Below are 23,275 nucleotides of genomic sequence, written 5' to 3'. Positions count from 1 at the left end.
CATCCGGCAGGCGGACGGCCGCGATCTCGACACGTTGGTGAAGCCGCACGACGGACCAGGTGAAGCCCCTGGCCCGGCGGGGCCGGCCCCTTGCGGAGCTCCCGGCCCCGTCGGGCCCCACAAAACGCGTGGGCACCCGAGGGGCCGGAGCGGAGGCGCCCGCAGGGGCGCCGTTCCGTCGTGCCCACCCGTTCCGCCTGGGGCCCCCGGACGAAGTGCGGGGGGAGGAACGGATGGGCACAACGGGTGGTGAGGACTAGCGCGCGGTGAAGACCGCCACCGTGCGGGCCGGGACCGTGAAGGTGCCCGAGGCCGTGTCGTAGGCGGAGGACTTCACCGTCGCGTCGGCGCCGTTCGCCTGGACGGGGTGGAGGCGGTGGCCCTTCCCGGCCAGGGCGCCGACCGTCTGGCGCTGCGTCTGCGGGGTGGCGTTGAAGACGACGACCAGGTCGCCCAGGCGCATGGTGATGACGCCCGGGGTCTCGTCGCGGCCGGAGAGCGGGAAGGACAGGGCGTCCTGGACCCGAGCGGCCGTGTCGAGGGAGAAGACCGGCTCGGTGGTGCGGATCGTCTGCAGGTCCCGGTAGGCGGCGGAGGCGCCGTCGATCTCGGCGCAGCCGACCGTCAGGTCCGGGTCGGTGAGCAGCGGCTTGCCGTGGGCCCACTTGGCCTTGTTGTCGGCGGCCGGGGGCAGGCCGCGGCCGAAGCCGTTGCCGTCGCGGCAGTCCCAGTGGATGGCGTTGAACCAGTCGCCGCTGTCGTACGAGTTGCGGTCGAGGGACTTGGAGCGGAGCAGGTCGCTGCCGGCCTGGGAGAGCGCCGGGCCCTGCGAGAGGGTCGCGGTCGCCATGGCGAGGACCTGCATGCGGGCCCGGTCGGCCGGGGACGTGTCGGCCGGGAGCTTGAAGGCGAGGGCGTCGTAGAGGGTCTCGTTGTCGTGGGCGTCGGCGTAGGCGAGGGCGTCGCCGGGGGCGGCGGCGTAGCCGGCCGGGGCGCCGTTGTAGTCGACCTCGGAGCCCTTGACCGTGCGCCCGGAGGTGTCGGTGAAGGTGTAGGAGGCGAGGTTGCCGGACAGGCCGACCTTGATCAGGTCCTGGTAGTGCAGGAGCCGGGCCTTCTGCTGCTCCGGGGTGCCGTTGGCCAAGGAGGAGTTGGGGGCGGTGTACAGGCCGGAGGCGAAGCCCTGGACGCCGGGGTCCTCGTCGAAGGGGCCGCCGCCGCGGACGGCGTCGCGGGCCCGGTCGGAGAAGGTGGCGATGCCGGTGCCGGCCATGTTCTTCTGGGTGGCCTGGACGAAGCGGGCGTCGTCGGCGATCTCGCCGAAGTTCCAGCCCTCGCCGTAGAGGACGATCGCCTTGCCGTCGACGCCGTCCTTCTCGACGGTGAGCGCGTCGAGCGCCTTGCGGACGGCGAGAATGTTGTCCTTGGGGTGGTGGCCCATGAGGTCGAAGCGGAAGCCGTCGACCTTGTACTCCTTGGCCCAGGTGACGACGGAGTCGACGACGAGCTTGCCCATCATCGCGTTCTCGGGCGCGGTGTTGGCGCAGCAGGTGGAGGTGGCGACGGTGCCGTCGGCCTGGAGGCGCTGGTAGTAGCCGGGCACGATCCTGTCGAGGACGGACTTGTCGGACTGTCCGGCGGCGACGGTGTGGTTGTAGACCACGTCCATGACGGTGCGCAGGCCCTGGCCGTTGAGGGCCTGGACCATCCGACGGAACTCGACGGTGCGGCGGGTGCCGTTCGGGTCGGTGGCGTAGGAGCCCTCGGGGACGGTGTAGTGCAGGGGGTCGTAGCCCCAGTTGTAGGCGTCCTTCGCCGCGGCGGCGGCGACGCAGGCCTGCTGCTCCTCGGAGTCGGGGGCGTAGACCTTCAGGTCGCAGGCGGGTTCGGTCTGCTCGGACTTCTTCTCCGGGATGGTGCCGATGTCGAAGGCCGGGAGCAGGTGGACGTAGGAGGTGCCGGAGTCGGCGAGGGCCTTGAGGTGCTTCGAGCCCTTGCTGCCCTTGTCGGTGAAGGCGAGGTAGGTGCCGCGGTGTCCGGGGTTCGCCGTGCGGTCCGCGATCGAGAAGTCGCGGACGTGCAGCTCCTGGATCTGGGCGTCGCGCAGCGGCACGGCGGCCGGCTTCTTCAGGGTCTTCCAGCCCTGGGGCGCGAGCCGGGTGTCGGTGAGGTCGACGGCGAGGCTGCGGGCCGAGTCGGTGGTGAGGGCGGTCGAGTAGGGGTCGGTGACCTTGTTGACGACGACCTTGTGGACGCTGGGGGCCCAGACCTTCACGACGTACCGGTAGGGCTTGCCCGCCCAGGACCTGGGGCCGGTGACGGACCAGACGCCGGAGGCGTCGTCGCGCCGCATGGGCACGGTCTTCCCGTCGAGTTCGAGGGCGACGGACTGCGCGGTGGGCGCCCACAGGGAGAGCGTGGGGCGGCCGTTGCGGAAGACGGGCCCGAGGGCCGTCTTCGTCGCCTTCGCCGCGTACAGGTCGTCGAGGACGCCGGCGGTCTGGACGCCGGTGGCGGCGAGCAGGGCGCCGTTGGCGGCGCGCTGGGTGGCGATCAGCTGGCCGCGCAGGGAGGCGCGGATCCGGTCGGCGTCGCGCGGGTCGACGGTGAAGGCGGGGTAGTCCTTCAGGTGCGGGAAGCGCGCCTTCTGGGCGTCGGTGAGGGCGCCCGCGTTCAGCCGCAGCCAGCGGCCCTCGTCGCTGAGGGCGCCGTCGGTGACGGTGATGCCGCCGTCCTCGGCGTACACCAGCTGCTGGCTGGTGGCGTCGGTGGCCTTCACCTTCCAGACGACGGTGGTGCGGTCGATCCACTGGGCCTCGGCCTTGGTGAGGTCGAGGGCCGGGGTGCCGCCGGCCATCGGCAGCAGGTACTTCGGCTGTCCGGCGAGCAGCCACACCTCGTTGCCGTGGGTGGCGAGGTCGAGGGACTGGTCGGTGGGCAGGTCCTTCTGGTCGCCCTTGTGCAGGATGTACGACAGGGAGGTCGCGCCCTGGGCGAGCGGCACCTCGTAGACGGCTCCGTAGGAGTCGACCCGGGTGGGCATCAGGGGCTTGGACCAGTCGGTGGGCTGGGCGGCACCGGTCCACAGGTGCAGGCCCCAGCCGTCGTAGTCGCCGTCCGTCCGCTGGTAGTGGAGGACGGCCTTGCCCTTGTCCTGCGGAGCGGGTGCCGGATTGGTGTCGGACTGGCCGTCCTGGCCCTGCGTGATCCAGACCTCGCCGGTGCGGCCGAGGGTGATGCTTCGCTGCGGGCCGTCGGTGGTGCCGTCCTTCTCGACGGTGTACGGGACGGTGGACGCGCCCTCGGGGACGCGGACCCAGGCGAAGGCGCCGTGGGCGTCGCGCCCGGTGAAGGCGGCTTCCTGTCCGGCGGCCTTCAGCTTCCAGCCGTCGTAGTCGCCGTCCTGGCGCTTGTAGTGGACGACCGCGTGGGTGCGTTCGACGGCGACGGGCTTCTCGGGCGCGGGGGCCTGTCCGGCGGTGGTGGTGGCGAGGGCGCTCGCGGTGCGGCCGGCGGAGTCGACGACGACGGCCTTGTAGCGCAGCGGGGTGCCGGCGGGGGCCGTCACGTGCTGGGTGATCTTGTAGGGGGCGTGGTCGGCGGTGCCGAGGGTCTGCCAGCGGCCGTTGCCGGCCTGGGCGGCGAAGACGACCCGGTTCAGGCCGCCGCCGGTGACGTCGGCGGTGATCTCCACGGTGCCGGTGGCGCCGGCGGCCGGGGCCTTCAGGGTGACGCCGGGCGCGGTGGCCGGGGCGGGCAGCGGGGCGTCGGCCTTGAGGACGAGGGAGGACAGAGCGGGCACGGTGACGGTGACCTTGCCGTCCTTCGCGGCGACGGCGCCCTGTCCCCCGTACAGGGTGCGGAAGTGCGCGGAGTCGACGGGGACAGTGACGGTCTTCGCTTCGGTGGCGCTGTTGGTGGCGACCAGGTACTCGGTCTTCGCCTTCGGGTCCGTGCGGGAGAAGGCGTAGACGGAGCCCTCGGCGTGGCGTTCGCGCTGGACGCCGTCGCGCAGCGCCGGGTGCTCCTTCGTCAGCTTCGACAGCCGGGCGATCGCCGTGTAGAGCGGGTGCGTGGTGTCGTACGCGTCGGAGGCGTGGGTGCGGTCGGTGCCGAGCTGGTCGTCGTCGAGGTAGTCGGCGGCCCGGGAGCCGAAGAGGGGCTGGCGGGCGTCCTTGTCGCCGCCGGCGCCGGTGAAGCCCTGTTCGTCGCCGGAGTAGACGACCGGGTTGCCCCGGGACAGGAACATCAGCTCGTTGGCGAGGCGGGCCCGCTGGACGAGTTCGGCGTCGGGGGCGCCGGGGCGGTCCTGCTTGAGGAAGGTCCCGATGCGGCCCATGTCGTGGTTGCCGAGGAAGGTGACCTGCTCGTAGGCGTTGGCGTGGCGAGCGGTGTACTTGTAGTCGTCGGCGAAGACCCGGGCGAGCTTGTCGGCGCCGGCGCCCTGGGAGGCGTAGGCGCGGGCGGCGTCCTGGAAGGGGAAGTCGAGGGTGGCGTCCAGCCGGCCGCGGGTGACGTAGGGGGCGGTGACGGCGGTGTCGGCGGAGTAGACCTCGCCGAACATGAAGAAGTCCTCGCGGCCCTGCTTCTTCGCGTAGGCGTCCAGGGCGGTGGCCCACTGGGTCCAGAAGTCGAGGTCGACGTGCTTGACGGTGTCGATGCGGAAGCCGTCGATGTCGAAGTCGCGGACCCACCTCTCGTAGATCCGCTTCATGCCCTCGACGACCTCGGGGCGCTCGGTCCACAGGTCGTCGAGGCCGACGAAGTCGCCGTACTCGGCGGACTCGCCGGCCCAGGTGGAGTCGCCCCGGTTGTGGTACATCGTCGGGTCGTTGAGCCAGGCCGGGACCTTGGTCTCGCGGCCCGGTGCGACGGTCGGGGTGTACGGGAAGGAGTCGGCGTCCACCTCGGCGGGGATGCCCGCCCGGTCGTCGAAGGGGCGGCCGGTGGAGTCGAGGTAGGGGTGGGCGCCCTTGGGGCGGTAGCCGTACTTCTTCTCGGCGTAGTCGACGGTGTCGGCGGTGTGGTTGGTGATGACGTCGAAGAAGACCTTCATGCCCTTGGCGTGGGCGGCGGCGATCAGCCTCTTCAGGTCGTCGTTGGTGCCGAAGTGGGGGTCGACCTGGGTGAAGTCGGTGATCCAGTAGCCGTGGTAGCCGGCGCTGGCGTCCTTGCCCTCGCCCTGCACGGGCCGGTTCTTGAAGATCGGCGCCATCCAGATGGCGGTGGTGCCGAGGCCCTTGATGTAGTCGAGCCGCTGGGTCAGGCCCTTGAGGTCGCCGCCCTGGTAGAAGCCCTTGTCGCTCGGGTCGAAGCCGGTGGCGGTGCGCGAGCCGGTGAGGCCGCCGCGGTCGTTGCCGGTGTCGCCGTTGGCGAAGCGGTCGGGCAGCACGAAGTAGAACTGCTCGCGGGTCAGGTCGTGGCGGGCCGGGGTGGCGGCCAGCGCCTTGTCGGAGGGCGGGGCCGGGGGCCGCGGTGCGGCCGTCGCCGGGAGGGCGGGCACGAGGGCGGCGCACAGGGCGGCGGCCAGCGCGACCGCCGTTCTCTTGCGTATCACGGGGGTGCTCCCAGGAGGTACGGGAAGAGAGGGCCGCCCCGGGTGGGGCGGCCCTTGCGGTGGGAGGGGCGGCTAGTTGCGGAAGGTGTCGTTCAGGACGGTCTGGCCCGAGGCGGGGACGGTCGCGGTGCGGTTGGCACCGGACTCCCAGGTGACGTTTCCGGCGGCGTCCTTGCGCAGGTACTTGTACTCGAAGGCCGTTCCGGCGGGCAGGGAGACGGCAAGCTTCCAGACGGGGTAGGCGGCCGGGTCGAGCTTGAGGGCGGCGGCGGTGGACCAGTTGCCGAGCTCGGGGCGGTTGCCGGTGACGTAGATGTTCTGGCCCGGCGAGGTCGTGGCGTTCACGTTGAAGGAGGCGCCGGTGGCGGCGGGCGGCGGGGTGGTGCCGCCCGTGCCGCAGTTCGTGGCTCCGGTGTGCAGGGCGAGCGCGGTGTCGGCGCCGAGGGTGGCCGTGAACTGGCCGGAGGCGTTCACCGTCACGGCCTTGCCGCTCTGGACGTCGCAGTAGGTGCCGGCGGCCAGCTGGGTCTGGAAGGTACGGGTCAGGGCGGACGACTCGTGGTTGATGGCCACGTACGCCTTGCTGCCGCGGCCGAACGCGATGGCGTTGTTGCCGTTGTCCCACCAGTCGGTGACGCCCTGGCCGCGTGCGGTGTTGCGGAAGGCGACCATGGAGGCGATCTCGCGCCAGGCGTGCTGGCACTTCCAGCCGTTGCTGTAGCAGGCGTCGACCCGGTTGCCGTTCGGGGCGCCGGCGTCCTTGTCGGTCCACTCGTAGCCGGAGTGGACGTCCGGGGAGCCGTAGGGCCAGGCGAGCATGAAGACGGAGGCGAGGGTGTACTGGGCACCGCTCTTGTAGTTGAGGGTGTCGCCGCCGCGCTCGGTGTCGTGGTTGTCGACGAAGACGCCGGACTGGCCGGAGGGCATGTAGCCCCATGCCTCGCCGAAGTTCTTCAGGTAGGCGAGCTTCTCGTTCTGCAGGACCCGCTTGAGGTCGCGGGCGTAGCGGAACTCCTGGACGTCGCCGTTGCCGAGGTACTCGCTCGGGGAGACGGCCTCGCCGGCGCCGAAGATGGCCTCCTGCTTCCAGTAGACGGAAGGATTCGTCAGCCGGGACTTGATGGCGGCGAGGTCGGCGGCCGGCATGTGCTTGGCGGCGTCCACCCGGAAGCCGTCGACGCCGAGGGTCAGCAGGTCGTTCATGTACGCGGCTATCCGCCCGCGCACCCAGTCCTCGCCGGTGTCGAGGTCGGGCAGGCCGACCAGCTCGCAGTTCTGGACGTTGGCCCGGTCCTGGTAGGTGGAGATGACGGCGCGGCAGTCGTCCATGTCGGCGCCGGAGTAGAGGCCCGGGTAGGCGTACTTGGAGAACGAGGTCCCGCCCGTTCCCGTGCCGGAGGAGTTCGCCATGTGGTTGATGACGGTGTCGGCGACCACCTTCACGCCGGCGGCGTGGCAGGTGTCGACCATGCTCTTGAAGGCGGTGCGGTCGCCGAGCGGGCCGGCGATCTTGTAGCTGACGGGCTGGTAGGCGGTCCACCACTGGGGGCCCTGGATGCGTTCCTGGGGCGGGGAGACCTGCACGTAGCCGTAGCCGGCGGGGCCCAGCTGGTCGGTGCACGCCTTGGCCACGGAGGCGAAGTTCCACTCGAACATCACGGCGGTGACGTCCTTGTCGCCCGGCGCGGCCGCCTGCGCGGCGGGCGGGGCCGTGACGGCCACAGCGGCTCCTGCCACAAGGGCGAGTGCAGCGGCCACGGTCTTTCTTGCCATGATTCCTCCTGTACGACGTCCCTGTCGCAAGAGTGGCTCGCAAGAGCCGGTTCGCAAGAAGTTGCCGAAAAAGTCAGCAACTGTTTTCAGCCGTGACCGTAGGGGCGTACAGACGTGCGGTCAAGACTTCAAACAAGGCGATGCAAGGAGTTGTGCAAGGAGTTACGAACCGACGGACCGTCAGACGGCCGGCTGCGGCGGCTGCGCCGTGGAACCGCGGACGACGAGCTCCGGCTGGAACACGAACTCCGTGCGCTGGACCGAGTTTCCCTCGATCTCCTCCAGGAGCGTGCCGACCGCGGCCGTCGCCATCGCCTGCACCGGCTGGCGCACGGTCGTCAGCGGGGGGTCGGTGAACGCGATGAGCGGGGAGTCGTCGAAGCCGACGACCGACACGTCCCGGGGCACGTCCAGGCCCCGGCCGCGGGCGGCCCGGACGACCCCGAGGGCCATCAGGTCCGAGCCGCAGACGATACCGGTGCAGCCCTCGGCGAGCAGCAGGTCGGCGGCGGCGTGCCCGCCCTCGACGCCGAACAGGGTGGGCCGCACGAAGCGTTCGGCCCAGACCCGTTCCACGCCCAGCTGCTCGCGCAGCTCGGCGACGAAGCCCTCGGCCTTGCGGCGCGAGGGCACGTAGCGGGTCGGCCCGATGGCGAGCCCGATGCGCTCGTGGCCGAGTTCGAGCAGGTGCCGTACGGCCATCCGGGCCGCGGCCCGGTCGTCGGGCGAGACGAAGTTGGCGTCGACGTGCTCGTTGAAGCCGTTGATGAGGACGAAGGGCACCCCGCGGGCGGCCAGCCGGGTGTAGCGGACCGGGTCGGCGCTCGCGTCGGCGTGCAGCCCGGACAGGAAGAGGATGCCCGAGACCCCGCGCTCCACCAGCTGTTCGACCAGCTCGTCCTCGGTGGCACCGCCCGGCATCTGCGTGCACAGCACCGGGGTGTAGCCGTGCCCGGCCAGGACCTGTTCGATGATCTGCGCGAAGGCCGGGAAGATGGGGTTGGTCAGCTCGGGCACGACCAGGCCGATCAGGCCGGCGCTGCGCCGTTTGAGCCGTACGGGACGCTCGTAGCCCAGCACGTCGAGGGCGGCGAGCACCTTGTGCCGGGTCGCGCCGGCCACCCCCGCCTTGCCGTTGAGGACCCGGCTGACGGTGGCCTCGCTCACCCCGGACTGGGCCGCGATGTCCGCGAGCCGCGGGGCGCCCCCTCCGGCGCCCCGCGGCAGGGGGATCGTCACACCGCCCACCAGGCGGTGGTGTCGGCGGGCACGAGTGCCTCGTCGTCGACGATCCGGATCTCCTCGCCCGAGGAGAGGAGCAACCGGCCGGGCAGCGGGACGGTGATGGCCCGGCCGGTGGTGTTGGCGATGCAGACGAATCCGCCGCGACGGAAGGAGAGCACACCCTCGGGTGCCTCCAGCCACTCGACGGACTCGCCCGCACCGAGTTCGGGGCGCTCGCGGCGCACGGCGAGCGCGCTGCGGTACAGCTCCAGGGTGGACGTGGGGTCGCCGGTCTGCGCCTCGACGCTCAGGCGCCCCCAGGTGGCCGGCTGCGGCAGCCAGGAGCCGCCGGCGCCGAAGCCGTACGAGCTGCCCCCGACGGTCCACGGGATCGGCACCCGGCAGCCGTCGCGGAAGCCGTCCTGGCCGGTGGCCCGGAAGAACGACGGGTCCTGGCGGACCTCGTCGGGCAGGTCGGTGACGTCGGGCAGGCCGAGCTCCTCGCCCTGGTAGACGTAGGCGGAGCCGGGCAGCGCCAGCATCAGCAGGGTCGCGGCGCGGGCCCGGCGCAGGCCGAGCTCGCGGTCGCCGGGAGTGCGCAGCTGGGTGCCGAGGCCCGCCGGGTTGGCGAAGCGGGTGGCGTGCCGGGTGACGTCGTGGTTGGACAGCACCCAGGTGGTGGGTGCGCCGACCGGGCGCATCGCGGCGAGCGAGGCGTCGATGACGGCCCGCAGCTCGGCCGCGTCCCAGTGGGTGCCCAGGTACTGGAAGTTGAACGCCTGGTGCATCTCGTCGGGGCGCACGTAGTTCGCCGTGCGCTCGACGGTCGGGGTCCACGCCTCGGCGACGAGGACGCGCTCGCCGTCGTACTCGCTGAGCACCTTGCGCCAGGAGCGGTAGATCTCGTGGACGCCCTCCTGGTCGAAGAAGGGCATGACGTCGTTGCCGAGCAGCTTGAGCTGGTCGTGGGCGCCGATGTCGGGCAGGCCGTCGGCCTTGACCAGGCCGTGGGCGACGTCGACGCGGAAGCCGTCGACGCCCATGTCCAGCCAGAAGCGCAGGATCGAGCGGAACTCGTCGCGGACGGCCGGGTGCTCCCAGTTGAAGTCGGGCTGCTCGGGCGCGAAGAGGTGGAGGTACCACTCGCCGGGCGTGCCGTCCGGGTTCTCCGTACGGGTCCAGGCCGGGCCGCCGAAGATGGACTCCCAGTCGTTGGGCGGGAGTTCGCCGTTCTTCCCCTTGCCGGGGCGGAAGTGGTAGCGCTCGCGCAGGGGGGAGCCGGGGCCCTCGCGCAGGGCGCGCTGGAACCACTCGTGCTGGTCGGAGGAGTGGTTGGGGACCAGGTCGACGATGATCCGCAGGCCCAGTTCGTGGGCCTCGCGGATGACGGCGTCGGCGTCGTGGAGCGTGCCGAACATGGGGTCGATGGCCCGGTAGTCGGCGACGTCGTAGCCGGCGTCGGCCTGCGGGGAGGCGTAGAAGGGGGAGAGCCAGACGGCGTCGACGCCGAGTTCCTTCAGGTACGGAAGCCGGCTGCGGATGCCCTCCAGGTCGCCCATGCCGTCGCCGTTGCCGTCGGCGAAGCTGCGCGGGTAGACCTGGTAGATCACCGCGTCTCTCCACCAGTCCGACTGCGTGCCGGTGGCGGGGGCGGCGTCGGCGGGGGCGGCGAGGTGCTGGGTCATGTCTTCCTTGTGTCTCGTAAGGACATTCGTACGCGGACTCGGCTGCGGGGCCCGGTGGGGCTCAGCCCTTGACGGCGCCGGCGGACATGCCGGTCACCAGGTGGCGCTGGGCGAAGAGGAACACCAGGGCGGCCGGCACCGCGATGAGCACGGAGGCCGCGGTCATCGGGCCCCACTGGGCGCCGTACTGGTTGACGAACTTCTGCAGTCCGCCGGCGAGGGTCATGTTCTCGTCGCCGACCATGAAGGCGGAGGCGTAGGCGACCTCGCCCCAGGCGGTGATGAAGGAGTAGAAGGCGGTCACCGCGATGCCCGGCTTGGCCAGCGGCAGGATCAGCCGCCAGAAGGTGCCGAACGGGGTGAGGCCGTCGACGTATCCCGACTCGTCGATCTCCTTCGGGATGGTGTCGAAGAAGCCCTTCATCATCCAGGCGCAGAACGGGACGGCGATGGTCAGGTACGTGATGACCAGGCCGGTCGACGTGTTGAGCAGGCCCATCGACGACATGATGTTGTAGATCGGCACGATGAGGACGGCGACCGGGAACATCTGGGTGATGAGCAGCGTCCACATCAGCCCGCGCTTGCCGGCGAAGCGGAAGCGGCTGACGGCGTAGCCCGTCGTGGAGGCGACGAAGACGCCGAGCACGGTGGTGAGGGCGGCGACGAGCAGGGAGTTGCCGAACCAGGTGAGGAACGGGGTGTCGCTCAGCAGGTTCGTGTAGTTCTGGAGCGTCGGCTCCTTCACGAAGTCCGTGGTGGTCGCGTACCTGGCCGGCTTGAGCGAGGTCAGCAGGACCCACAGCACCGGGAAGACGGCGATCACGGAGGCGACGATCAGGGTGAGGTGCAGCCCGGCGGAGGCGAGCGGCGAACGGCGGCCGCGGCGCGGGGCGTGGACCGGGGCGGGGGCGGTGGTCACCAGACTTCTCCCTGCTTGCGGAGGACCCGCCGGTAGACCGCGGCGAAGACCATCAGGAGGATCAGGATCAGCACGCCCCACGTGGAGGACTGGGCGTAGTCGCGCGGGCTGATCTCGAAGGAGAACTTGTACGCCTGGGTCACCAGGATCTGGGTGGCCTCGCCGGGACCGCCCCGGGTGAGCAGGAAGATCACCGGGAACATGTTGAAGGTCCAGATGGTGCTCAGGAGGATCACCGTGGTGGAGACCGAGCGCAGACCGGGCAGGGTGATGTGCCGGAAGCGCTGCCAGGCGTTCGCGCCGTCCATCTCGGCGGCCTCGTACATCTCGCCGGGGATGGACTGCAGACCGCCGAGCAGGGCGACCATCATGAACGGCACGCCGAGCCAGACGTTGACGGCGATGACCGAGAACTTGGCCCAGGTGGGGTCGTTGAGCCACGGCACGGCGTCGATGCCGCCGCCCGCGAGCAGCTGGTTGAGGATGCCGCGGCGCTCGTCGTAGAGGAAGCGCCAGGCGAAGACCGAGACGAAGCCCGGCACGGCCCAGGGAAGGATCAGCAGCATCCGGTAGACGGAGCGGCCGGCCATCTTCCGGTTGAGCATGTTGGCGAGGACCAGGCCGAGGGCGAAGGTCACCGAGACGCAGGAGACCGTCCACACCAGCGTCCAGCCCAGCGTGCCGAGGAACTGGCTTCCGGTGAGCGCGTCGGCGTAGTTGTCGAGGCCGACGAACTCGTAGGTCGCGGGAATGTGGTTGACGCCGATGGAACGCTCGACGTTGCGTTCGTTGGCGTCGGTGAGCGACAGCCAGATGCCGCGGACCAGCGGATATCCGATGATCACGCCGATCACGACGACGACCGGGGCGACCATCGCCCAGGCGTACCAGTGGGTGGAGAGGGATCGCTTCACCGGTCCCCGCCGGTGGCCAGTTCCGCGGCTCCGGCCGCGGGCGACGTCATCGCCCGCGGCCTTCGCCACCGACTGGCTGCTGGTGTCCACAGCCATCAGCCGGTCTGCCTTCCTTCCCGCTTCCGTGTTACTTCCAGTCCTTCAGGAGCTTGCGGTAGGACTCGCCCGCCGTCTTGGCTCCCTGCTCCGGGGTGGTCTGGTGGGTGAGGACCTTGGTGTACTCGGTGACCAGCGGGGCGAAGAGGCTGCCGGTCTCCGGGATCCAGGGGCGCTCGACGGCCTTCTCGACGACCGGCTTGAAGAAGCTGATCATCGGGTTCATGGCGACCTCCGACTTGCCGTACACCGAGGTACGGGTCGGGAGGAGGCTGAGCTCCGCGGCGGCCTTGGCCTGGACCTCGGGCGAGCTCATGTACTCGACGAAGGCGTAGGAGGCGTCCAGGTTCTTGGAGCCGGCGTAGACGGCGAGGTTGTGGCCGCCCTGCGGGGCGCCCTGGCCGGCGGAGCCGGCCGGGACCGGGGCGATGCCGAGGTTCGCCTTGTCGGCGAACTCCTTGCCGGTGTAGGTGTCGGCGACGGCCCACGGGCCGTTGATCATCATGGCGACCTTGCCGTCCTTGAAGGCGGCCTGCATGTTGTCCCAGCCATTGGTCGCGTCGGTGATCGCGGCCTTGGAGTCCACCAGCTCCTGGACGGTCTTCATCGCCTTGACGCCGGCGGCGTTGTCGATGGTGACGGTCTTGGTGTCGGCGTTGACCAGGTCGCCGCCCTCGCCGTACAGGAAGGAGAGGAACCAGTAGGCGTCGTCGCCGCGCAGGTAGAGGCCGGTCTTGCCGGTCTTCTGCTTGATCTTGGCGGAGACGGACTTCAGCTCGTCGACGGTCTTGGGGACCTCGACACCGGCCTCCTTGAAGATCTTCTTGTTGTAGAAGATGCCCATGGAGTCGATGACCTGCGGCACGGCGTAGGTCTTGCCGTTGTACTTGGTGGAGGCGGCCGCCTGCTTGAGGAAGTCGTCCTGGTCCTTCAGGGCGGCGGTGCCGTCCAGCGGGGCGAGGTAGCCGAGGTTCGCGAAGTCCGGGGTCCAGGCGACCTCGGCGCGGATCACGTCGGGCGCGCCGGAGCCGGACTGGGCGGCGTTCTTGAACTTGTTCTGGGCGTCGCCGAAGGGGACGTTGACGTAATTGACCTTCACCTTGGGGTGCTTCTTGGTGAAGTCCTCGGCCAGCTTCTTGAAGACCTTGTCCTCGGAACCGACCGTGGAGGTGTCCCACCAGGTGACCGTGCCGGAGAGCTCGCCCGAGCCCTTCGTGCCGCCGGTGGATCCGTTGTCGCTCCCGCACGCCGCCAGGGTCACGCCCAGGGCCGCGACCAGCGCGGTGGCCGCTATGCCACGCCGCATGTGAACTCCTTCGAATGGTCCCGGTGAGAACGAGGGTCTGAACACCTTCCTCATGCGACCGCTCCCTCGCGGCGCGCCGGGTTGGCAGGAACGTAACAGGGATGAAAACGAGCCGAAAGACCTTGCGGGAAATTTCTGCAAGACCCGGGGATCGTTACATCCGCGTGTCCCGAAGGTTGCCGACGAGCCGCTTGACAGTCACGGAACCATGCCGTCTCTTGCAAGAACTTGCGCAAGCCCGCCGAAGGCGGCCGGAATGCGCGCGAGGTGGGCAAGGGGACGCCCGACCGGTACAGTCCACTCCCATGACCGCGCGGCTCGCCGACATCGCAGCCCAGGCGGGGGTCAGTGAAGCCACAGTCAGCCGCGTGCTCAACGGCAAGCCCGGTGTGGCCGCGGCCACCCGTGAATCCGTGCTGGCCGCACTCGACGTGCTCGGCTACGAGCGCCCGGTCCGGCTGCGCCAGCGCAGCGCCGGCCTCGTCGGGCTCATAACCCCCGAACTGGACAACCCGATCTTCCCCGCGCTCGCGCAGGTCATCGGGCAGGCCCTCACCCGGCAGGGCTACACGCCGGTGCTCGCCACCCAGACCCCGGGCGGGTCCACGGAGGACGAGCTCACCGACATGCTGGTGGAGCGGGGCGTCGCCGGGATCATTTTCGTCTCCGGACTGCACGCCGACACCACCGCCGACACCACCCGCTACGACCAGCTGCGCGGCAAGGGCGTCCCGTACGTCCTCATCAACGGCTTCTCGCCCAAGGTGCAGGCCCCCTTCGTCTCCCCCGACGACCGGGCCGCGATGGTGCTGGCCGTGACGCACCTGGCGGCGCTCGGGCACACCCGGATCGGCCTCGCCGTCGGCCCGAAGCGGTTCGTGCCGGTGCTGCGCAAGATCGAGGGCTTCCGCAAGGGCATGCAGGAGCGGCTCGGGTTCACCCCCGAGGAGGCCGAGGAGCTGATCCAGCACTCCCTCTACACCCTGGAGGGCGGCCAGGCCGCCGCCGCAGCGCTCATCGCCAAGGGCTGCACCGCGATCGTCTGCGCCAGCGACATGATGGCGCTCGGCGCGATCCGGGCCGCCCGGCAGCAGGGACTCCAGGTGCCCGGGGACGTCTCCGTCGTCGGCTTCGACGACTCCCCGCTCATAGCGTTCACCGATCCGCCGCTGACCACCATCCGGCAGCCGGTGTCCGCCATGGGACAGGCCGCCGTGCGGGCCCTCCTGGAGGAGGTCGGCGGCACGCCCGCCCCGCACAGCGAGTTCGTGTTCATGCCCGAACTGGTGGTGCGCGGCTCCACCGCCTCGGCACCTTCGACCCCTACGGCACCCCCTACGCCTTAAGGCGGACCGGGTGCGCCCCGTACCCGACCGAGGGATGATCGGTCGAGGGGACGGGATCTGGCAGACTCTCGACCTATGGGTGAAACGACCGTGAAGACCTCGGAAAGTCGGACGACCCCGTCGTCACCCATCGTGGCCGGCGGCGGCTGGGCGCGGCTGCGCGCCCGTGCGCCCCGGCGCCCGAGGATCTGGTTCGAGGTCCTGCTCATCGCGGTCAGTTACTGGATCTACTCGCTCATCCGCAACGCGGTCCCCGAGCAGAAGGCCCAGGCCCTCAGGAACGCGGACTGGATCTGGCAGGCCGAGCACTCGCTCGGCCTGGCCTTCGAGCAGACCGTCAACCACGCCGTGAACTCGGTGACCTGGCTGATCGTGTCGATGAACTACTACTACGCCACGCTGCACTTCATCGTGACGATCGGTGTGCTGGTATGGCTGTACCGCGGGCAGCCGGGCCGTTACGCGGCGTTCCGCACGGTCCTGTTCGCCACCACCGGCGTGGCGCTGGTCGGTTACTACCTGTACCCGCTCGCTCCCCCTCGGCTGATGAGCGGCCAGAGCTTCGTCGACACCGTGCTCGTGCACCACACCTGGGGCTCGATGGCCTCGGGCAACCTGAAGAACATGTCGAACCAGTACGCGGCGATGCCGTCGATGCACATCGGCTGGTCGCTGTGGTGCGGCGTGACCATCTTCCTGCTGGCCAAGGCGCCCTGGGCGCGGATCCTCGGCCTGCTCTACCCGGCGGCGACGCTGGTCGTCATCGTGGCCACCGCCAACCACTTCTGGCTGGACGCGGTGGGCGGCGTGATCTGCCTGGCCTTCGGCTTCGCCGTCAGCTACGTCTGGTACGGCTCGCGCCCGCACAAGCTGCCCAAGCTGGTGGAACCGGCCACGGCCCCGGCCGCCCCGGACGCCTCGGTCCCGCAGGGGGCCGTCCCCGGTGGTCCGCCGCCGGTTGCGGTGGCGGCGGACCGTGAGGGGGCCGGGGAGCCCGAGGAGACCGAGGACGCCCCGGAGCCGCTCAGCTCCGCCAGGTGATCCGGCCTCCGGCGACGGTGAGCCGGACCGGGGCCCCGGCGGTCTCGTCGGCCGGGGCGTCGACCGGGTCGACGGCGAAGGCCGTGAGGTCGGCCCGGTAGCCGGGGGCGATCCGGCCCGCGAGGTGCTCCTCCCCCGCCGCGAGCGCCGCGTGCGTGGTCATGCCTTCCAGCGCCATCGCCCCGGTCAGGCCGGGTCGGGCGGAGGCGGCGCCGCGCGGGGAGCGGGCGGTGGCGAGCACCTGACGGGCGTCGTAGTGGGCGATGGGCCAGTCCGAGCCGAGCGCCAGGGTCGCACCCGCCTCCCTGAGGTCCCGGCAGCGCCAGGCCCGCTCCGCCCGCTCCTCGCCGAGCCGCCTGGACCACTCGTCGGTGTGGTCGGCGCGGGTGTAGGCGGTGTGCGGCGGCTGCATGGAGGCGACGACGCCGAGCGCGGCGAAGCGGCCGAGCTGGTCGTCGGGGACGGTCTCGATGTGCTCGATCCGGTGCCGGGGGCCGGTGCCGCCCAGGGTCTCCACGGTGTCGAGGACGTGCCGGACGGCGGCGTCGCCGATGGCGTGGGTGGCGGTGCCGACGCCGGCGCGGTGCAGGTGCCGTACCGCGGCGGTGTACGCGGCCGGGTCGGGCCAGAAGGCGTCGGTGCCCTGGCCGTGGCAGTCGGCGTGCTCCAGCCAGGCGGTGCCGCCCTCGACGGTGCCGTCCATGAAGAACTTGACCCCGCCGATCCGCCACAGCCGCCCGGCCCGCTCCTGGAGCCGGACCAGCTCGTCCAGCTCCTCGGTGCTCGCGCCGGGCATGCACCAGGGCGCCAGGCGCAGCCGCAGCGGCAGGTCGCCGTCGGCCTCGACCGCGGCGAGCAGGCCGGGCACGTCGTGACCGCCGAGGTCCATGACGTGGGCGCCGGTGAGTCCGGTGGCGGCCATCGCCGACAGCAGCTCGACGAGCCGGTCGCGGCGCTCGGCGTAGGGCTGGGCGGGCAGCACGGGCGTCATCAGGTCCATGGCGGCGTGCTCGTTCAGGTGCCCGGTGGGGCGGCCCCCGGTGTCGCAGACGACCTCGGAGCGCTGGGCGAAGGCGCGCGGCCCGTCGATGCCGGCGGCCGCGAGGGCCGCGGCGCTGGCGAGCGCGGAGTGTCCGTCGTACAGCCGGAGGAAGGCGGGGGCGCCGTCGAGGACGTCCTCGATCAGCTCGTGGTGGACGGGCCGGCCGGCGAAGACGTTGTGGTCGAGGCCGAAGCCGAGGACCCAGCCGTCGCGGCGCTCGGCGCCCTTGAGGGCGGCGCGCAGTCCGTCGAGGTCGGTGACGGCGGACAGGTCGGTGCCGGTGAACATCTCCAGGCCCCACACGGGGTGGCTGTGGGCGTCGGTGAGTCCCGGGGTGAGGGTCGCGCCGGCGAGGTCGACGACCTCGGTGCGGGGGCCGCGCCAGGCGCGGACGTCGGTGTCGTCGCCGACGGCGGTGATCAGTCCGTCGCGGACGGCGACAGCGGTGTGGCGGGAGGGTTCGGGGTCGCGGACGCGGGCGTCGGCGAGGACGAGGTCGGGTGCTGCGGACACGAGGGATCTCCGGAAGGCGTGGGTTCGGCGGCGAAGCGGGCGTAGACCTCGGGGCGGGTGCGGCGCAGCCGGGCGGCGAGCAGGAGCCCGAGGACGAGGACGGCGGGGACGACGGCGACCAGGACCGTGTTGACGGTGGGCGAGGCGCCGGTGAAGAGGGCGACCTTGCTGGTGACCAGCCAGAGCGCGACGGCGAGCAGGACGGCGGCGGTGACCGGGGCGACGAGGGTGCGCAGGGCGCCCTCCTGGTGGGGGACGCGCCGGAAGTAGCGGACGACGGCGAGGGCGGCGAGCAGCATCAGCGCCATGAGCCCGAGCATGCCGGGGGTGTTCACCCAGAGCAGCAGCTGGGTGTACGGGTCGGCCCCGGCGGCCGCGAAGCCGAGGACCACGACCGCGCCGAGCACGGTCTGGGCGAGGCCGGCGACGTACGGGGAGCGGTGGCGGGGGTGGACGCGGCCGAGGGCGGTGGGCAGGACGCCTTCCTCGGCGAGGGCGAGGGCGTAGCGGTTGATCGCGTTGTGGAAGGCGAGCAGCGAGGCGATGATGCTGGTCACGATGAAGACGTGCATCAGGTCGGCGGCCCAGGACCCGACGTAGGTCGTGATCGCGGCGAAGAAGAGTCCGCCGGTGTCGTCCGCGGCGGCCTGGACGACCTTCTCGTCGCCGAACGCCTGGATGACGGTCCAGACGACGAAGGCGTAGAAGAGGCCGAGGAAGCCGACCGCGATGTAGGTGGCGCGGGGGATGGTGCGGGCGGGGTCGCGGGCCTCGCGGCGGTAGATGACGGTCGACTCGAAGCCGGTGAACGCCGAGAAGGCGAAGGCGAGGACGGCCGCGGTGCCGGGCACGAGCACGTTGCCGGGGGTGAAGGAGGCGAGCGAGAGCCCGTCGGCGCCGCCGGCGAGGAGGACGCCGCCGGCGAGGAGCACGAGGATGCCGGTCTCCGCGACGAGCAGGACGCCGAGGACCTTGGCGCCGAAGTCGATGGAGCGGTAGCCGCCGTACCAGATGAGCAGCAGACCGGCGAGGGCGACCGGCAGCCAGGGCACGTCGACGCCGAGCAGGGCGTGGGTGGTGTCGGCGGTGGCGGAGCCGAGGAGTCCGTAGACGCCGATCTCCATGCCGTTGTAGCCGACCATCGCGACCAGGGCGGCGGCGATGCCCAGCGGCTTGCCGAGGCCGCGGGTGATGTACGCGTAGAAGGCGCCGGCGCTGCGGACGTGCCGGCTCATGGCGGTGAAGCCGACGGCGAAGACCGCGAGGGTGACGCCGGCCAGGAGGTAGCCGGCGGGGGCGCCGATGCCGCCGAGGACGAGGGCGATGGGGGCGACCCCGGCCATGACGGTGAGCGGGGCGGCGGCGGAGACCACGAAGAAGGAGATGTCGGCGGTGGTGAGGGTGCCGGTGCGCAGGCCGGGTGGCTCGTCGGGGGCGGGGGAACGGGTGGAGGACATGCGGAAAGAGCCCTTCCGAAGGGACGAGGGACGCGGAAACCTAAAGCCTTTCGGTTGACTGGTGTGGCGCAATGTAGCCTCGGGTCCGACGATTCGGGAAGACCTGAACTGGGAGAAGACCTGCATGGGCCGGCCGCGCACGCCCCTCCTCGACCGGGAGCGCATCACCACCACGGCGCTCCAACTCGTCGACGAGCAGGGCGACTTCAGCGTCCCGCAGATCGCGCGGCGGCTGGGTGCGCAGACGGCGTCGGTGTACCACCATGTGGACGGCCGGGACGGCATCGTGGAGCTGCTCCGGGAGCGGGTCTGCGACGCGATCGACGACACCGCCCTCGACCTGGAGCCCTGGGACGCGGCCATGGCGGCCTGGGCCCGCTCCTACCGGGCCGCCTTCGCCGCCCACCCGCGGGCCATCCCCCTCCTCACCACGTCCCCGGTCCGCGCGCCGAAGGTGCTCCTGCAGTACGAGAAGGCCGTCACCCGGCTCCTGGCGGCGGGCTTCCCGCTCGCGGACGTCATGCCGGTGATCATCGGCCTGGAGAACCTGGTCCTCGGCTCGGCCCTCGACATGGCCGCCCCCGAGATGATGTGGGAACTCGCCGACGAGACCGCCACCCCCCGCCTGGCCGCCGCCCTCGCGGCGGTCGCCGGCGGCCGCTCGGACGCGTCCTTCGAACTGGCGCTGGACGGCTGTCTGGCCCGGTGCCGACGGCTCCTCGACACCTCCGCCTGAGACCAAGGGGCGCGACTACCACCGGGTCTACGCCCCCCGGTACCGGCGGCTCCTCCGAACCTCCACCTGGGATCATGGGGCCGACCACCGTCGGGCCGCACCCGGCGGGCATCAGCGAAGGGGGACCCCCATGACCCTGCTCATCCTGTCCGGCATCCTCGTCCTCGTCGTGGCCGGCTGCGCCTGCGTCGTCTGGGCCGCCCGCGGCGGCCCGCGCTGGACCCGTGGCGTCGCCCGGGCCACCCTCGCGGCCGGCGACGCGGCCCGCGCGGTCCAGCGGGCGGGCCACAAGGGCCGGAACGGCAACGACACGGCGGCGGCGGGCGGCGAGTAGGACGGCGCCTGAGCCCGGCGGTGGTGCGGGCATTCGTCCGGCCCGCGCTCGGGTGTGGGCCGCCGCCCCCGCCCGTGGGGGGGCAGGCGCATTCGTCCCGCCCACCTCCGCGTGGCACTCGTCCCCACCCACCCCCGTGTGGGCAATCGTCCCGCCTGGGGGTCCCCCCAGGGCTAAGCCCTAGGGGGGACGGGTGGGCACCCGGACGAAGTCTTGGGGAGGAACGATTGCCCACAACGGGGGGCGGACGAAGGGCGCCGTGCCGATCGTGGGCGGGCACCGCCCCGGCGGGGCGACGGGCGCGGGCCGGACGGGGCCGTCCCGCGGGTCACGCCCCGTAGAACAGCTCCTCCACCACCGCGCGCGCCCGGCGCGTGACGCGGCGGTAGTCGTCGACCATCTCGCCGACGTGGCCGGGGCCGTAGCCCAGGTAGCGGCCCACCGCGGCCAGTTCGCGCGGTTCGGAGGGGAAGGTGTCGCCGGGGCGGCCGCGGACCAGCATCACCGCGTTGCGGACCCGGGTCGCGAGCACCCATGCCTCGTCCAGGGTCTGCGCCTCGTCCGCGCCGATGAGACCGGCCGCGAGGGCGGCGGCCAGGGCCGCGCGGGTACGGGTGGTCCGCAGGCCGGGCTCGGCCCGGCCGTGGCGCATCTGGAGCAGCTGCACCGTCCACTCGACGTCGCTCAGCCCGCCCCGCCCCAGCTTGGCGTGCAGGGTCGGGTCGGCACCGCGCGGCAGCCGTTCGGTCTCCATCCGCGCCTTGAGGCGGCGGATCTCGCGCACCGCGTCCTCGCCGAGCCCGTCCGCCGGGTAGCGCAGCGGGTCGACCAGTGCGATGAACCGCTCGCCCAGCTCCCGGTCGCCGGCCATCGGCTCGGCGCGCAGCAGCGCCTGGCTCTCCCACACCAGCGACCAGCGTCGGTAGTACGCCTCGTAGGACTTCAGGGTGCGCGCCAGCGGGCCGTTCCTGCCCTCCGGGCGCAGATCGGCGTCGATCAGCAACGGCGGGTCCGCGGTGGGCAGTTGGAGGAGCCGGCGCATCTCGGTGACGACCTGGTTCGCGGCCCTGGCCGCCTCCTGCTCGTCGACGCCCTCGCGCGGCTCGTGCACGAACAGCACGTCCGCGTCGGAGCCGTAGCCGAGTTCGTGTCCGCCGAAGCGGCCCATGCCGATCACCGCGAACCGGGTCGGCAGCTCCTCGCCCCACTCCGCCCGTACGACGGCCCGCAGCGCGCCCGCGATGGTGGCCGCGTTGAGGTCGGTCACCGCCTGCCCGACCCGGTCGACCAGGTCGCCGGGGTCCGCCGTGCGGGGGCTGTCCTCGGTGCCGTACGAGCCGATGAGGTCGGCCGCCGCGGTGCGGAACAGTTCCCGCCGGCGCACCCCGCGGGCCGCCACCACCGCCTGCTCGGGGCCCTCCGCCCGGCCGACCGCCGCCAGCACCTCCTGTTCCAGGTGGTCCCGGCCGCGCGGCTTCAGGCCCTCCGGGTCGCCGAGGATGGCGACCGCCTCGGGGGCGCGCAGCAGCAGGTCGGGGGCGAGCCGGCCGGCGGACAGGACCCGGGCCAGGTTCTCGGCGGCGGCGCCCTCGTCGCGGAGCAGCCGCAGGTACCAGGGCGTCTTGCCGAGCGCGTCGGACACCTTGCGGAAGCCGAGGAGCCCCGCGTCCGGGTCGGCGGAGTCGGCGAACCAGCCGAGCAGCACCGGCAGCAGCGTCCGCTGGATCGCGGCCTTGCGGCTGACTCCGGAGGACAGCGCCTCCAGGTGGCGCAGGGCGGCGGCGGGGTCGGCGTAACCGAGCGCTTCGAGGCGCTGCCCGGCGGCCTTGGGGCTGAGCCGGATCTCGCCGGGGGCGAGCTGGGCGACCGCGTCGAGGAGCGGCCGGTAGAACAGCTTCTCGTGCAGCCGGCGCACCACGGCCGCGTGCCGCCGCCACTCGCGGCCCAGTTCGGCCACCGGATCGGTGCGCAGTCCCAGGGAGCGGCCGAGGCGGCGCAGGTCCTCCTCGGCCTCGGGCACGAGGTGGGTGCGGCGCAGCCGGTAGAGCTGGATGCGGTGCTCCATGGCGCGCAGGAAGCGGTACGCGTCGTCGAGCTGGGCGGCGTCGGCGCGGCCGACGTAGCCGCCGGCGGCGAGGGCGGCGAGCGCGTCGAGGGTGGAGCCGCTGTGCAGGGTGGCGTCGCTGCGGCCGTGCACCAACTGGAGGAGCTGCACGGCGAACTCGACGTCGCGCAGACCTCCGGGGCCCAGCTTCAGCTCGCGGTCGACCTGGCCGACGGGGATGTTGTCGACGACCCGGCGGCGCATCTTCTGCACGTCGGAGACGAAGTTCTCGCGTTCCGCCGCCTTCCAGACGAGCGGGGAGACGGCGTCGATGTACGCGGCGCCGAGCTGCGGGTCGCCGGCCACCGCCCGCGCCTTCAACAGGGCCTGGAACTCCCAGGTCTTGGCCCAGCGCTGGTAGTAGGCCAGGTGGCTGGAGAGGGTCCGCACCAGCGGCCCGTTGCGGCCCTCGGGGCGGAGGTTGGCGTCGACGGGCCAGATGGTGCCCTCGACGGTCGTCTCGGAGCAGATCCGCATGAGGTGGGAGGCGAGCCGGGTCGCGGCCTGGAGGGCCTTGGCCTCGTCCGTGCCGTCCGCCGGCTCCCCCACGAAGATCACGTCGACGTCGGAGACGTAGTTGAGCTCGTTGCCGCCGCACTTGCCCATGGCGATGACGGCGAGCCGGCAGCGGGCGGCGTCCTCGGGGGCGGCGGCGCGGGCGAGGGCGAGCGCGGCGCGCAGGGTGGCGGTGGCGAGGTCGGCCAGTTCGGCGGCGGTCTGGGCGACGTCGATGGTGCCGCAGACGTCGCGGGCGGCGATGGCGAGCAGGCAACGGCGGTAGGCGACCCGCAGCGAGACCGGGTCGGTCGCCTCGGCGAGCCCGCGCTCGAAGTCGGCGACGCCCGGGTGCAGGTCCGCCGCCTCGTACGTGACGAGGGCCTGCCAGTCGCGCGGGTGGCGGGCCAGGTGGTCGGCGAGCGCCTCGGAGGTGCCGAGCACCCCGAGCAGCCGGTCCCGGAACGGCTTGGCGGACAGCAGCGTGGTGGTGAGGCCCCGCCGCTCCTCCTCCGGCTGCGCCTCGACGAGGCGCACCAGGCCGCGCAGGGCGAGGTCGGGGTCGGCGGTGGCGCCGAGGGCGTCCAGGAGCACGGAGTCGCCGCGCAGGGCGGCCAGCTCGGGCAGGTCGAGCAGGCGCTCGGCCGCCGACGGATCGGTGAACCCGTGCCGCAGCAGCCGGCTGAACGTGCTGCTCCTGCGTCCCGGCACCGTCATTCCGCCGCTCCCT

General features: G+C 72.1%; 14 protein-coding genes. 4 read left to right on the top strand and 10 right to left on the bottom strand.

Annotated features, from left to right (window positions below; genetic code table 11):
- Positions 1-256: 256 nt before the first annotated feature.
- From pulA to ABD954_RS24660, 7 genes are all read right to left on the bottom strand, one after another.
- Entirely contained in the window at positions 257-5,557 is a 5,301-nt protein-coding gene (gene pulA, locus ABD954_RS24690) for a pullulanase-type alpha-1,6-glucosidase (RefSeq protein ID WP_345488967.1), read from the bottom strand.
- Between the two features lie 72 nt (positions 5,558-5,629).
- Positions 5,630-7,330: a carbohydrate-binding module family 20 domain-containing protein gene (locus ABD954_RS24685; RefSeq protein ID WP_345488966.1), complete on the bottom strand. Its 1,701-nt coding sequence runs from the start codon at positions 7,328-7,330 to the stop codon at positions 5,630-5,632.
- Between the two features lie 180 nt (positions 7,331-7,510).
- Positions 7,511-8,578, bottom strand: a complete 1,068-nt coding sequence (locus ABD954_RS24680; RefSeq protein ID WP_345488964.1) for a LacI family DNA-binding transcriptional regulator — start codon at positions 8,576-8,578, stop codon at positions 7,511-7,513.
- Positions 8,566-10,239, bottom strand: coding sequence for a glycoside hydrolase family 13 protein (locus tag ABD954_RS24675; RefSeq protein ID WP_345488962.1), 1,674 nt, complete (start codon positions 10,237-10,239; stop codon positions 8,566-8,568). Before ABD954_RS24675 ends, ABD954_RS24680 begins: the two co-directional genes overlap by 13 nt.
- A gap of 61 nt (positions 10,240-10,300) precedes the next feature.
- Positions 10,301-11,164, bottom strand: coding sequence for a sugar ABC transporter permease (locus ABD954_RS24670; protein ID WP_382745819.1), 864 nt, complete (start codon positions 11,162-11,164; stop codon positions 10,301-10,303).
- Positions 11,158-12,171 (bottom strand): carbohydrate ABC transporter permease, encoded by a 1,014-nt coding sequence (locus tag ABD954_RS24665; RefSeq protein WP_345488958.1) that lies wholly within the window; start codon positions 12,169-12,171, stop codon positions 11,158-11,160. The genes ABD954_RS24670 and ABD954_RS24665 overlap by 7 nt, the downstream gene beginning before the upstream one ends.
- A 31-nt stretch (positions 12,172-12,202) precedes the next feature.
- Positions 12,203-13,477, bottom strand: coding sequence for an extracellular solute-binding protein (locus ABD954_RS24660; RefSeq protein ID WP_345488956.1), 1,275 nt, complete (start codon positions 13,475-13,477; stop codon positions 12,203-12,205).
- Positions 13,478-13,782: 305 nt separating this feature from the next.
- On the opposite strand from ABD954_RS24660, the gene ABD954_RS24655 reads away from it, so the two are divergent.
- Positions 13,783-14,823, top strand: coding sequence for a LacI family DNA-binding transcriptional regulator (locus tag ABD954_RS24655; RefSeq protein WP_345488954.1), 1,041 nt, complete (start codon positions 13,783-13,785; stop codon positions 14,821-14,823).
- Between the two features lie 75 nt (positions 14,824-14,898).
- Positions 14,899-15,864, top strand: a complete 966-nt coding sequence (locus tag ABD954_RS24650; RefSeq protein WP_345488952.1) for a phosphatase PAP2 family protein — start codon at positions 14,899-14,901, stop codon at positions 15,862-15,864.
- On the opposite strand, the gene ABD954_RS24645 is transcribed toward ABD954_RS24650, so the two are convergent.
- Together ABD954_RS24645 and ABD954_RS24640 are read right to left on the bottom strand one after the other, a co-directional pair.
- Positions 15,848-17,419, bottom strand: a complete 1,572-nt coding sequence (locus ABD954_RS24645; protein WP_345488950.1) for an amidohydrolase — start codon at positions 17,417-17,419, stop codon at positions 15,848-15,850. The genes ABD954_RS24650 and ABD954_RS24645 overlap by 17 nt on opposite strands.
- Entirely contained in the window at positions 17,326-18,876 is a 1,551-nt protein-coding gene (locus ABD954_RS24640) for an APC family permease (protein ID WP_345488948.1), read from the bottom strand. Before ABD954_RS24640 ends, ABD954_RS24645 begins: the two co-directional genes overlap by 94 nt.
- Before the next feature lie 124 nt (positions 18,877-19,000).
- Here ABD954_RS24640 and ABD954_RS24635 point away from each other — a divergent pair, with 124 nt between their 5' ends.
- Both ABD954_RS24635 and ABD954_RS24630 read left to right on the top strand, forming a co-directional pair.
- Positions 19,001-19,612, top strand: coding sequence for a TetR/AcrR family transcriptional regulator (locus tag ABD954_RS24635; RefSeq protein WP_345488946.1), 612 nt, complete (start codon positions 19,001-19,003; stop codon positions 19,610-19,612).
- Positions 19,613-19,742: 130 nt separating this feature from the next.
- Positions 19,743-19,946, top strand: coding sequence for a hypothetical protein (locus ABD954_RS24630; protein WP_345488944.1), 204 nt, complete (start codon positions 19,743-19,745; stop codon positions 19,944-19,946).
- Positions 19,947-20,274: 328 nt separating this feature from the next.
- Here the strand turns inward: ABD954_RS24630 and ABD954_RS24625 are convergent, their stop codons facing one another.
- Positions 20,275-23,262, bottom strand: a complete 2,988-nt coding sequence (locus ABD954_RS24625) for a bifunctional [glutamine synthetase] adenylyltransferase/[glutamine synthetase]-adenylyl-L-tyrosine phosphorylase (protein ID WP_345488942.1) — start codon at positions 23,260-23,262, stop codon at positions 20,275-20,277.
- Between the last annotated feature and the right edge of the window lie 13 nt (positions 23,263-23,275).

Origin of the sequence: Streptomyces roseoviridis (genome assembly GCF_039535235.1) — a bacterium.
Lineage (GTDB): Bacteria > Actinomycetota > Actinomycetes > Streptomycetales > Streptomycetaceae > Streptomyces > Streptomyces roseoviridis.
This window is presented reverse-complemented; position numbering and strand designations above follow the sequence as displayed.